Source organism: Paraburkholderia sp. UCT2, assembly GCF_014397665.1.
In the GTDB taxonomy this organism is placed as follows: domain Bacteria; phylum Pseudomonadota; class Gammaproteobacteria; order Burkholderiales; family Burkholderiaceae; genus Paraburkholderia; species Paraburkholderia tuberum.
The window spans coordinates 16,202-26,461 of sequence record NZ_VZQO01000014.1; the positions used below are offsets into that span (position 1 = coordinate 16,202).

Here is a 10,260-nt window from a genome sequence, read left to right on the forward strand (position 1 = left end):
CGTTGCAGGCGATTCGCCTGAACGCCGCGCCGAGCATCGAGCCATCGAGCCTCGCGGCCCTCCGCCCCTTCACCCATCCCCCGCATCGGAGACATCGACATGAGCCGCAACCAGGCCATCGAGCTTGCCACCCGGCACTTCGAATCCGGCGCTTTTCTCGCCGATCTGAACCGTCGCGTCGGTTTTCGCACCGAAAGCCAGGAAAGCGATCGCGGCGCACTGCTGCTGTCGTATCTGACCGACGCAATCCAGCCCGAAGCGGAGCGCCTCGGCTTCAGCACGCGCATCGTCGATAACCCGGTCGATGGCTTCGGTCCGTTCCTGATTGCCAACCGTCACGAAGGCGATCATCTGCCGACCGTGCTGATCTACGGCCACGGCGACGTCGTGCGCGGCTACGACAGCCAGTGGCGCGCGCCGCTGACGCCGTGGGCGGTGACCGTGGAAGGCGAGCGCTGGTTCGGTCGCGGCACCGCCGACAACAAAGGCCAGCACTCGATCAACCTCGCCGCGCTCGCGAGCACGCTCGCCGCGCGCGACGGCAAACTCGGCTTCAACACGAAGCTGTTGATCGAGATGGGTGAGGAAACCGGCTCACCGGGGCTCGACGCAATCTGCCATGCGCATCGCGACGAACTCGCCGCCGACGTGCTGATCGCCTCCGACGGTCCGCGTCTCGCAGCGCGTCGTCCGACCGTGTTTCTCGGCTCGCGCGGCGCGGTCAATTTCAGGCTGTCGCTGAACCTGCGCGACGGCGCGCATCACTCGGGCAACTGGGGCGGCTTGCTGCGCAATCCGGCGACGGTGCTCGCCAACGCGCTCGCGAGTCTCGTCGATGCGCGCGGCGTGATCGCAGTCGACGGCCTGCGTCCGCCGCCGATCCCCGAGGCCGTGCGCCGCGCACTTGCCGACATCACGGTGGGCAATGGTCCGGGCGACCCCACCGTCGATGACAACTGGGGCGAGCCGGGTCTTTCCGCGCCCGAGCGCGTGTTCGGCTGGAACAGCTTCGAAGTGCTGGCCTTCAAGGCGGGTAATCCGGAGAACCCGGTCAACGCGATTCCGCCGTCGGCGTTCGCGGTCTGCCAGTTGCGTTTCGTGGTCGGCACCGATTGGGAAAACCTCGGCAAGCATCTGCGCGCGCATCTCGATGCGCACGGTTTTCAGCTGGTCGAAATCGACGTCGAACGCGGCGCGCCAGCCACGCGGCTGGATCCCGACGATCCGTGGGTCACGTGGGCGATCGCGTCGCTCGAAGCGACCACCGGCAAGAAGACAGCGCTGCTGCCGAATCTCGGCGGCACGCTGCCGAACGAGGTATTCGCCGACACGCTCGGTCTGCCGACGATCTGGGTGCCGCATTCTTATCCGGCCTGCTCGCAGCATGCGCCGAACGAGCACCTTCTGGCTCCGGTGGTGCGCGAGGGCCTGCAGATGATGGCGGGACTGTTCTGGGATCTCGGCGAGAATTCGCCGCTTGCGGCGAAGCGCGAGACGGTGGACACGGCAAAGGCCGCGGGTTGAGTTCGGCCGACGCCGAGTGATTCGCTGCGCCTTGCGCGGCCGCCCCGGCAATCGACCGGGGCCACCGCGGCAAGCGCGTCGCGCTTACCTCGACATCAAGGCGCCGGATTCGGCTGCAGCTCGTGCAGCCTGTCGATTTCCGCCAGCACTTCCGGCGACAGCTTCACGTCCGCGCTGGCGATGTTTTCCTTCAATTGTTCGAGCGAGGTCGCGCCGATCAGATTGCTGGTCACGAACGGCCGGCTATTGACGAACGCGAGCGCGAATTGCGCGGGGGTCATGCCGTGGCGCTTCGCGAGCTCGACGTAACGCGTGGTCGCCTGCACGGCTTGCGGCTTGCTATAGCGCTGGAAGCGCTCGAACAGCGTGATGCGCGCGCCGGCAGGACGCGCGCCGCCTTCGTACTTGCCCGACAGCCAGCCGAACGCGAGCGGTGAATACGCGAGCAGACCGATGTTGTCGCGATGCGCGTACTCGGACAGACCCACTTCGTACGTGCGGTTCAACAGGCTGTACGGATTCTGGATGCTAACGATGCGCGGCAAGCCGAGTCTTTCGGCCGCGTGCAGAAACTGCGCGACGCCCCACGGCGTTTCGTTCGACACGCCGATATGGCGCACCTTGCCAGCCTTCACGAATTCGGCGAGTACCGTCAGCGTTTCCTCGATCGGCACCGTGTACGCGTCGTCGACCCACGGATACGACGGACGGCCGAACGTCATCGTGCTGCGATCGGGCCAGTGCAGCTGATACAGATCGACGTAGTCCGTTTGCAGACGTTCGAGGCTGTCGTTGAGCGCCTCGGTCAGGTTCTTGCGATCGAACTGGTTGCCCTCGCCGCGAATATGACGCGGATTGTGCGGCTGACGCGCGGGGCCCGCGATCTTGGTGGCGAGCACGATCTTCTCGCGCGCGCTCTTGTGCTGCGCGAGCCACGTGCCGATGTAGCGCTCCGTCGAGCCTTGCGTTTCGGCGCGCGGCGGCACCGGATACATTTCCGCGGTGTCGATCAGGTTCACGCCGTGATCGAGCGCGTAGTCGATCTGCGCGTGCGCTTCCTGCTCGGTGTTCTGCTCGCCCCACGTCATCGTGCCGAGACCAATCAGGCTAACCTGCACGTCGGAGTCGCCGAGTCTGCGGTATTCCATCTAACTTGTCCTGTTGAAGAGGTGAACGGAAAGCGCAGACGTTACCACGCCGACGCATTACCTGCAGCAAGGCTAGAATGCGGGGCCATGCGTTGCAGCGCGCCGCCGGGTGCTTGCGCGTTGCGCGCTTTGCGCTCTCGATGCGCGTTTCATCATGACTTCGTTGCCATGAATCACGAACACCTCGAATTGCTGGTCACGCGCGTGATGCCCTACGGGAAATATAAAGGCCGCGTGATCGCCGACCTGCCCGGCCACTATCTGAACTGGTTCGCGAGCCAGGGCTTTCCGCCCGGCGAGATTGGCCGTCTGCTCGCGTTGATGCACGAGATCGATCACAACGGCTTGAAACCGCTGCTCGCCCCCTTGCGCAAACCGAAGCCCCGGGAGCGTTGAGACCGTGGCCGTGAAAGCGTTGCCAGGCTGGCTGAAAGTCGCGGCGCAGGCAAACTGCAAGCAATGTAGGACAGTACAAATTCATACAGGTTTTTTCTTGCGGATCGCGTTTGCGTGGCCTTTAATCGGCATAGGTCGTCGCGCTGTGAAACGTCGGGAGTGAAGCGGATCAGTCGTCATTCGCTGAACAATTTCGATGTGTTCCGGCACCGTGCGATCCCCCGCCTTCGTGACTCCCTGCATGTCCATGTCGCAATTCAGCCTGTCGGCGTTGCTCGAATTCATCGGCCACGATCTGTCGCCGGTGCGCGCGGTCATCCTGTTCTTCGTGATCGGCTACGTCGTGGTCGGACTGCCTCTGCATTTTCGCCAGGGCGCGGCCTCGCGCGACATCTGGGGCACGGCCGCCGGCGTAACGATGGCCGCGATCTACGCGGCGTTCATTGCCGGCGTGTACCCGTGGCTGCATCACGTATCGGCGATCGCGCGTTGAGCGTCGGCCGCCGTCGGGTGGGGTCCGAGACCTTCCCATAGCGGTTCACGCAATTCGCCTCGCGGCTGCCAGCGCCGCATCGACGTTCGATCCAACGGTCGGCGCATCTGTGCCGAACTCGCGGTGCTGACACGCCGCATCGTCTCGCGAAATGCAAGGCAACGTTCGTCCCACTCGAGCCCGCAATGCGCGAGCATGCGTCGCACGTTCGCTTCGCAAGCGTCGACCAGTTCCTCGTGCTCGATCTCGATCATCACGCCCGCGTGTAGAACGCGTCGCCAGCGCGTTATCAACGCATCGTACGCGCGCTGACAGCGGCCCAGCTCGCCGAGGTGGCAGCCGAACGACACGTCGTAAAAATGCGCGAGAAAATCGATAGACAGAATGTAATGGCGAGTGGCGGCCATGATCGATGCGCGCGTTCGGCAGCGCGAGATGAATGAGGCCGACGGTGATGAAGTTGAACGGGAATTTGTCGGCAAAGCGCGCGAGCGGGCCAAGCGATTCCGCCTCGTTATAGCGCATGCCGTGGCGATACAGCACGTTGCCTTTGAGCAGATGATCGAACGGGGCGGGCAAGCGAATCGCTTCCGACTTAAACAACGAATCGTCCGATGGAAGTCAGCAGCCACGCCCTTCAGTAACGTATCAGATCGTTAACGAAGTGTTACCGCAACGGCGCTCGGTAATACGCGGGAAGATTGGCGAAACGGTCGAGCGTCGCGGCAACGGCTCGCGTGGTGGAAGCCCCGAGCGCGCACCGCCGCGCCGGCGCCGGTAACGCTCGGACACAAACGCGGCTGAACTCCGTTGCGCGCGGTTTTTCTGAGGTTTACGTGAAGGAGAAAATCGTGACCAGGCTCATTGCATCGATGACGCTGCTAGCGGCCGCGGCAGCGAGCATCACTGGATGCGTCGTCGCGCCGCCAGCGGACTACGGCTACGCGCAACCCTACTATCCCTACGCGTATGGACCGCCTTACTACGGACCGGCGTACGGCTCGGTTGGTATCTATGGCGGTTTCGGAGGGTCGTGCTGCTATTACGGACATGGGTATTGGCACGGGCGCGGCGGATGGCATGGCGGTGGCGGGCACGGCGGGCACGGCGGGCACGGCGGATGGCATGGCGGGAACGGCGGATGGCACGGTGGCGGATACGGCGGCATGCACGGCGGCGGCAGTTCGTGGAGCAGTGGTGGCGGGAGGGGGGGACATGGACATTAAGGCATTGAAGCATTGACGAACCGGTGCCCGCCTCTGTCGCGACAGTGATATGGCTCCAGCGCGCCCGGCGGTTTCTGGCCTTGCGGTAAAATTATTGTTTTGATTCAAGCCGCTTGGCCGCTCCATGTTTCTACCTCGCACTCCCAGCCCCCGCCGCGTGTCCGTTGCCCCGATGATGGATTGGACGGATCGCCATTGCCGCTCGCTGCATCGAATGATTTCGCGCCATACCTGGCTTTACACGGAGATGGTGACGACCGGCGCGCTGCTGCACGGCGACGTGCCGCGTCATCTCGCATTCACGCCCGACGAAGCGCCAGTCGCGCTGCAACTCGGCGGCAGCGAGCCCGACGATCTCGCGCGTTCGGCCAAGCTCGGCGAGCAATGGGGCTATGACGAAATCAACCTGAATTGCGGCTGCCCATCCGAGCGCGTGCAACGCGGCGCGTTCGGCGCATGCCTGATGAACGAGCCGCAACTCGTCGCCGATTGCGTGAAGGCGATGTGCGACGTCGTATCGGTGCCAGTCACGGTCAAGCACCGCATCGGCGTCGATACGGTCGAGGAATACGGCTTCGTCCGCGATTTTGTCGGCACGATCGCGCAAGCCGGCTGTGAGGTCTTCATCGTTCATGCGCGCAACGCGATACTGAAGGGCCTGAGCCCGAAGGAAAACCGCGAGATTCCGCCGCTCAAGTACGACTACGCGTATCAGTTGAAGCGCGATTTTCCGCAGTTGGAAATCATCATCAATGGCGGTATCAAGACGCTCGACGAAGTCGACGCGCATCTTCAGCACGTCGACGGCGTGATGCTCGGGCGCGAGGCGTATCACAACCCCTACCTGCTCGCCGATGTCGACGCGCGCTTCTACGACTCCGCGCAGGCGCCGCTGACGCGCGAGCAGGTCGAAGCGAAACTGATCGAGTATTGCGCGACCGAAATGGCGCGCGGCACCTATCTCGGCGCGATCACGCGCCATGCGCTTGGGCTGTATCGCGGCGAAGCGGGTGCGCGTGGTTGGCGTCGAGTTTTGTCCGACAGCAAGCGACTTGCGGCCCGTGATCTGACCATCTTCGACGAAGCAAGACAGCATCTGCGCGAGCCCATCGAAATTCTTGAATAAAGGACTAGGCAAACGACCATCTAGTCCCTATAATCTCGTTTCTTCGTCGGCGAGACAGGTTTTTAGAGCAAGTCAAGCGGATGTTAGTGGTGGCTGTAGCTCAGTTGGTAGAGTCCAGGATTGTGATTCCTGTCGTCGTGGGTTCGAGTCCCATCAGCCACCCCACAGAATTCAAGCAAACGGCGTTGTGAGCAATCACAACGCCGTTTTTGTTTTGCTGACGGCCTTCTGCGTTTTCCACGATGTCTGTGCGGTTTTCCGCCCCGCAATCACCCCTTCCCGCCTTCTCCCGCCTCTCAAAAACCGCTTGGCCAATAGGGCCGGTTCACCGGTCCGCCTTGCGGCGCGTACGTCTGAACGATTGTTTCTTCGTCGGGAATAGTAATTTCAGATTATCGACACAAATTTTCAATAGTAGGGGTATACACTGGCTTCCATCGACGTTGCAGACACCTGGTTCACTGGCTCCTGCAACCTCTTCCTGAAATGCAGTCGAAACGTTATCGGAGTCCTACCATGAAGACCAAGTTTATCGCCGCCCTGCTGGTTGCCGCTTCTGCCTCTATCGCCGCTCCCGCTTTCGCCAGCGGCTATGGTCCGGCACCGTACTACCGTCCGTCGGTTGGCGCGCCGGCTTCGCAACAAGGCCAGAACGCGCAGACCGTCGCTGCTGAACGCGCCAACGCACAATCGAATGCATACGGCGGCGTGAATAGCGTGTCGACGCAATCGGGTACGCGCAGCGAACCCACGTCGGGTCCGCAATCGGTGTTCTTCGGCCACTAAGCCGCCAGCAGTACCGTCAGATCCGCTGCCTCTGAGGCAGCGATCAAACTGGGCGCCGCGCATGCAGTATCGATGCCGGCGCCCAGTTGCATTTACGGCAGCCGTGGTACCCGGTACGTTGCCCGGGTAGCGTTCGGTTTGCAACCGTCGTCTCGTGCGCCTGCCGCTTCCTTGCCTCATCCGAACACGGCGTCCCCTTCTGTCGCGACGCGGCTATCCGCGTCTAACTCGCCAGCCCCGCATCGATCAATTCGCGCGCCGCGCGAAAAGCCGCCTCGGCGGCCGCATGCTCGGTGGACCACAAGCTATCGATATGCACGAGCTGCCAGTCGACCACCGTCGAATCGTCGCGCAGCACCCGGAAATGCGCCTTGACGCCGGTCAGTACCTGTTCCACCGCCACCTCGATGTCGTAGTCGCCATAGCGCGCCTGATAGTCGCCCATGTCGACGCCCTTCGGCTCCATGCTCGTCTCCGTGGTTTCGCTGATCGCGGGTAGCCGGACACGCACGTCCAGCTGGCGTCGCGCTGGCCAATCACCTGCTCGCGACTCACCCGCGACGCGCCGCCTCGCTCTACACACCGGCCGTGCGGCCGGCCGCCGATCAGCGGATCAGTTGCAATCGCCGGAAAGATACTGCCGGCCGTTGCAGTTGATTTCGACCCCACCACTACTGCCCGCTTCGGCAACCAGGTCGCATGCCAGCAACTCCGCCGCAACGGACTGCGCGACTTCGGGCGCCGTCTGTCCGACGCCGACGTCGTTCAGACGCCGCAACGCTTCGACCGCTTCAGGACTCAAGGACTTCGACATGGCCGTCTCCGTCGGAATGCTCAATTCATCGTAGCAAGTTTCATCGGCGGATGCAGGTGTGCGTGCCTGACGAGCCGCTCCCCGGAGCGTCGAGCCAGGCAATTGGCGTCTGAAACCGGCGTGACCGTTAGGAGCACGCCTCAACGCGCCAGCAGCGGCCCCGGAACGCGGCCTGCTACTAGCTAATCGTGCACACAGCCGCGTGTCTGCAGACGGCACGCGACATCGAAGGAGAACGACATGAAGCGAGGCAATTGGGCCACGTTGACGGCCACCGCCGCCGCGCTGGCGGCGCTCTTCGCGAGCGGCGCCAGCGCCGTCGCGCAGACGGCGCCCAGCGCGCCGCCGGACAGCCATGCGCCGATGGCCAAACCGCCCGAGGCGGCATCGGGCGCCGGCAGTTCGAGCAACCCGGACAACATGCCGATCAAGCGGCCGGCGAAGCCGACCAACGACCACATGTCGCACGAGCCGCCCGCCAGCGGCGCAAACGCGAAATAGCCGCTGCGCACGCCGCTCGCATTGGCGGAGCGTCATCAAAGCCGCGCGATCGACACCTCGGTCGATTTCACGAGCGCGACCACCTCCGAGCCGACTTTCAGTTCGAGTTCGTCGACCGAGCGCGTCGTGATCACCGACGTGACGATGCCGAACGGCGTCTCTACGTCGACCTCGGACACCACCGAGCCGCGGATGATTTCCTTGACCTTGCCTTTGAACTGATTGCGCACGTTGATGGCGGAAATGCTCATTTCAGATCACTCCACAGAAGCAGTTGATAACGGATCGGATCGATTTGCCAGGAAAACTCAGACGGCCCAGCGCACCTCGGTCGGCCGCGTGAGACGGCCGGGTTCGGGCAAGCCGTACGGGTCATAGGGCTGATACGCGCGATGCGCCAGCGTGTCGTCGTTCGGCGCGTTTCTCAGCACGCGCTGCAGCACGTGGTCTTCGAGTGCGGCGAAGCCCGCCGACGCCCGCGCGCGCGAACGTGCGAGCGCGACCGGCTGATCGAGCGCGATGCGGCCTTCCTCGATCAGCAGAATCCGGTCGCCGAGCGCGACGGCTTCGTGCACGTCGTGCGTGACGAGCAGCGCGGTGAAGCGATGCTCGCGCCACAGCCTTTCGATCAGCGTGTGCATTTCGATGCGCGTCAACGCATCGAGCGCGCCGAGCGGCTCGTCGAGCAGCAGCAATTGCGGACGATGCACGAGCGCCCGCGCGAGCGCGACGCGCTGCCGCTGACCGCCCGATAGTTGCGCGGGCCAGTCGTTCGCGCGTTCAAGCAGGCCGACTTCGGCGAGTACCGCGCGCGCATCGTCGCGCGCGCCGCGGCCGAGGCCGAGCATCACGTTTTGCAGCACGCTTTTCCACGGCAGCAGACGCGCATCCTGAAACATGATGCGGGTGTCGAGCGGACCGCCGTTCCCGGCGCGCTTTTCGAGCACACCCGAACTGCCTTCTTCGAGACCCGCGACGAGCCGCAGCAAGGTCGACTTGCCGCAACCGCTGCGGCCGACGATCGCGACGAAGCTGCCCCGCTCGATCGACAGATCGAAGCCCGACAGCACCTCGCGCTCGCCATAGCACTTGCCGACGCCGCGCAATTGCACCGCGTAGTCGCTCGCGGGGCGCGCGTCGCTGCGGGCCAGGGCGGTGGCGGGTTGCAAGCTCGGTTGCGAGCCGCAATGCGCCACAGCCGCCCCGTCCCGCTCAACCCCCGCAGCCTCGTTCGCGTCGTGATCCGCGAGCCGCGGCTGCGCGAGTTCGGTCTCGAGATCGCTGCCCGCGATACCGCCGAACGTCGTCGATAGCGTCGTTGCGCTCATGCCTTTGCTCCTCGCTGATAGGCCGGATGCCAGCGCAACGACACGCGCTCGAGGCTCTTCGCGAGCATGTCCGCGAGCTTGCCGAGCGCCGCGTACAGCAGAATGCCCACCACCACCACATCGGTTTGCAGGAATTCGCGCGCGTTCATCGTCATGTAGCCGATGCCCGATTGCGCGGAAATGGTCTCGGCGACGATCAGCGTGACCCACATCAGACCGAACGCGAAGCGCACGCCGACCAGAATCGACGGCAGCGCACCCGGCAGAATCACGTGGCGGTACAGCGCGAAACCTTTGACGCCATAGCTGCGCGCCATCTCGATCAGGTTCGCGTCGACCGAACGGATGCCGTGAAACGTGTTCACATAGACCGGGAAGAACACGCCGAGCGCGACGAGGAACACCTTCGCTTGTTCCTCGATGCCGAACCACAGGATCACGAGCGGAATCATCGCGAGCGCGGGAACGTTGCGGATCATCTGTACGGTCGAATCGAGCACGATTTCCGCGGGTTTGAAGAGACCCGTCGCCAGTCCGAACACCAGACCGATGCCGCCGCCGATCGCGAAGCCCGACACCGCGCGCCAGGTGCTGACCTTCACGTCGGCCCACATTTCGCCGGACTGGATCAGCGACCATGCGGCCTTCACGACCGCGAGCGGCTCGGGCAGCACGCGCGTCGACAGCGCACCGCTGCGCGCGGCGATTTCCCACGCGAGCAGGATCGCGATCGGCGCGAGCCACGGCAGCAGGTGCGCGCCGAAACGGCGCAGCGCGGCAGCGCGCGTCGTGGACGCGGGCTGCGGGGTTGCCGCCGTTCCCGCGCTCAAAGTGGTGTCACTCATGTTGGCTTTTCTCCTTGCCTGTCGATCGTCGTGCGCGTGTCGCGCAAGCCGCGCGACCCATGCTATGCGCGCG

The 10,260-nt window shown here is 64.1% G+C and carries 15 protein-coding genes and 1 tRNA gene; 9 read left to right on the top strand and 7 right to left on the bottom strand.

The features are described 5' to 3' along the window. Positions 1-99 precede the first annotated feature (99 nt). Positions 100-1,524 (top strand): M20 family metallopeptidase, encoded by a 1,425-nt coding sequence (locus F6X39_RS13755; protein ID WP_187616985.1) that lies wholly within the window; start codon positions 100-102, stop codon positions 1,522-1,524. 95 nt (positions 1,525-1,619) lie between these two features. On the opposite strand, the gene F6X39_RS13760 is transcribed toward F6X39_RS13755, so the two are convergent. Further along, positions 1,620-2,672: an NADP(H)-dependent aldo-keto reductase gene (locus tag F6X39_RS13760; protein ID WP_187616986.1), complete on the bottom strand. Its 1,053-nt coding sequence runs from the start codon at positions 2,670-2,672 to the stop codon at positions 1,620-1,622. Positions 2,673-2,840: 168 nt separating this feature from the next. Here F6X39_RS13760 and F6X39_RS13765 point away from each other — a divergent pair, with 168 nt between their 5' ends. Continuing rightward, positions 2,841-3,068 carry a DUF3820 family protein gene (locus F6X39_RS13765; protein ID WP_187616987.1) on the top strand — a complete coding sequence of 76 codons (228 nt, stop codon included), beginning with the start codon at positions 2,841-2,843 and terminating at the stop codon, positions 3,066-3,068. Between the two features lie 247 nt (positions 3,069-3,315). Continuing rightward, positions 3,316-3,561, top strand: a complete 246-nt coding sequence (locus F6X39_RS13770; protein ID WP_187617104.1) for a hypothetical protein — start codon at positions 3,316-3,318, stop codon at positions 3,559-3,561. Here the strand turns inward: F6X39_RS13770 and F6X39_RS13775 are convergent. Beyond that, positions 3,537-3,968 carry a sulfotransferase gene (locus tag F6X39_RS13775; protein WP_262414702.1) on the bottom strand — a complete coding sequence of 144 codons (432 nt, stop codon included), beginning with the start codon at positions 3,966-3,968 and terminating at the stop codon, positions 3,537-3,539. The two genes, F6X39_RS13770 and F6X39_RS13775, sit on opposite strands and share 25 nt — an antisense overlap. Between F6X39_RS13775 and F6X39_RS13780 the strand changes: the two genes are divergently transcribed. The 5 genes from F6X39_RS13780 to F6X39_RS13800 all read left to right on the top strand — a co-directional run bounded on the left by F6X39_RS13780 (position 3,967) and on the right by F6X39_RS13800 (position 6,699). After that, entirely contained in the window at positions 3,967-4,221 is a 255-nt protein-coding gene (locus F6X39_RS13780) for a hypothetical protein (protein WP_187617112.1), read from the top strand. The two genes, F6X39_RS13775 and F6X39_RS13780, sit on opposite strands and share 2 nt — an antisense overlap. Positions 4,222-4,412: 191 nt before the next feature. Further along, positions 4,413-4,787, top strand: coding sequence for a hypothetical protein (locus F6X39_RS13785; RefSeq protein ID WP_187616989.1), 375 nt, complete (start codon positions 4,413-4,415; stop codon positions 4,785-4,787). A 124-nt stretch (positions 4,788-4,911) separates the two neighbouring features. Continuing rightward, positions 4,912-5,913 carry a tRNA dihydrouridine(20/20a) synthase DusA gene (gene dusA / locus F6X39_RS13790; RefSeq protein ID WP_187616990.1) on the top strand — a complete coding sequence of 334 codons (1,002 nt, stop codon included), beginning with the start codon at positions 4,912-4,914 and terminating at the stop codon, positions 5,911-5,913. A gap of 89 nt (positions 5,914-6,002) precedes the next feature. Then, positions 6,003-6,078: transfer RNA gene (locus F6X39_RS13795), tRNA-His, on the top strand. A gap of 351 nt (positions 6,079-6,429) precedes the next feature. After that, on the top strand, positions 6,430-6,699 hold the full coding sequence (locus tag F6X39_RS13800) for a hypothetical protein (RefSeq protein WP_018418204.1): 270 nt from the start codon (positions 6,430-6,432) through the stop codon (positions 6,697-6,699). A 223-nt stretch (positions 6,700-6,922) separates the two neighbouring features. Here the strand turns inward: F6X39_RS13800 and F6X39_RS13805 are convergent, their stop codons facing one another. Continuing rightward, positions 6,923-7,165, bottom strand: coding sequence for a DUF6566 family protein (locus F6X39_RS13805; RefSeq protein ID WP_018418205.1), 243 nt, complete (start codon positions 7,163-7,165; stop codon positions 6,923-6,925). A gap of 147 nt (positions 7,166-7,312) precedes the next feature. Then, positions 7,313-7,513, bottom strand: a complete 201-nt coding sequence (locus F6X39_RS13810; protein WP_187616991.1) for a hypothetical protein — start codon at positions 7,511-7,513, stop codon at positions 7,313-7,315. 240 nt (positions 7,514-7,753) lie between these two features. Here F6X39_RS13810 and F6X39_RS36785 point away from each other — a divergent pair, with 240 nt between their 5' ends. Next, entirely contained in the window at positions 7,754-8,014 is a 261-nt protein-coding gene (locus F6X39_RS36785) for a hypothetical protein (protein WP_090804375.1), read from the top strand. Positions 8,015-8,049: 35 nt separating this feature from the next. On the opposite strand, the gene F6X39_RS13820 is transcribed toward F6X39_RS36785, so the two are convergent. The 3 genes from F6X39_RS13820 to ssuC are packed head-to-tail and all read right to left on the bottom strand — an operon-like array spanning position 8,050 to position 10,187. Beyond that, complete coding sequence (locus tag F6X39_RS13820; RefSeq protein ID WP_008922916.1) at positions 8,050-8,265, bottom strand: molybdopterin-binding protein; 216 nt, start codon at positions 8,263-8,265, stop codon at positions 8,050-8,052. 57 nt (positions 8,266-8,322) lie between these two features. Beyond that, positions 8,323-9,342 (bottom strand): ATP-binding cassette domain-containing protein, encoded by a 1,020-nt coding sequence (locus F6X39_RS13825; RefSeq protein ID WP_187616996.1) that lies wholly within the window; start codon positions 9,340-9,342, stop codon positions 8,323-8,325. After that, complete coding sequence (ssuC, locus tag F6X39_RS13830; RefSeq protein ID WP_187616998.1) at positions 9,339-10,187, bottom strand: aliphatic sulfonate ABC transporter permease SsuC; 849 nt, start codon at positions 10,185-10,187, stop codon at positions 9,339-9,341. The genes F6X39_RS13825 and ssuC overlap by 4 nt, the downstream gene beginning before the upstream one ends. Between the last annotated feature and the right edge of the window lie 73 nt (positions 10,188-10,260).

Coding starts and splice junctions, on each gene's coding strand:
- F6X39_RS13755 (WP_187616985.1), top strand. CDS start 100: ATGAGCCGCAACCAGGCCATCGAGCTTGCCACCCGGCACTTCGAATCC.
- F6X39_RS13760 (WP_187616986.1), bottom strand. CDS start 2,672: ATGGAATACCGCAGACTCGGCGACTCCGACGTGCAGGTTAGCCTGATT.
- F6X39_RS13765 (WP_187616987.1), top strand. CDS start 2,841: ATGAATCACGAACACCTCGAATTGCTGGTCACGCGCGTGATGCCCTAC.
- F6X39_RS13770 (WP_187617104.1), top strand. CDS start 3,316: ATGTCGCAATTCAGCCTGTCGGCGTTGCTCGAATTCATCGGCCACGAT.
- F6X39_RS13780 (WP_187617112.1), top strand. CDS start 3,967: ATGATCGATGCGCGCGTTCGGCAGCGCGAGATGAATGAGGCCGACGGT.
- F6X39_RS13775 (WP_262414702.1), bottom strand. CDS start 3,968: ATGGCCGCCACTCGCCATTACATTCTGTCTATCGATTTTCTCGCGCAT.
- dusA (WP_187616990.1), top strand. CDS start 4,912: ATGTTTCTACCTCGCACTCCCAGCCCCCGCCGCGTGTCCGTTGCCCCG.
- F6X39_RS13800 (WP_018418204.1), top strand. CDS start 6,430: ATGAAGACCAAGTTTATCGCCGCCCTGCTGGTTGCCGCTTCTGCCTCT.
- F6X39_RS13805 (WP_018418205.1), bottom strand. CDS start 7,165: ATGGAGCCGAAGGGCGTCGACATGGGCGACTATCAGGCGCGCTATGGC.
- F6X39_RS13810 (WP_187616991.1), bottom strand. CDS start 7,513: ATGTCGAAGTCCTTGAGTCCTGAAGCGGTCGAAGCGTTGCGGCGTCTG.
- F6X39_RS36785 (WP_090804375.1), top strand. CDS start 7,754: ATGAAGCGAGGCAATTGGGCCACGTTGACGGCCACCGCCGCCGCGCTG.
- F6X39_RS13820 (WP_008922916.1), bottom strand. CDS start 8,265: ATGAGCATTTCCGCCATCAACGTGCGCAATCAGTTCAAAGGCAAGGTC.
- F6X39_RS13825 (WP_187616996.1), bottom strand. CDS start 9,342: ATGAGCGCAACGACGCTATCGACGACGTTCGGCGGTATCGCGGGCAGC.
- ssuC (WP_187616998.1), bottom strand. CDS start 10,187: ATGAGTGACACCACTTTGAGCGCGGGAACGGCGGCAACCCCGCAGCCC.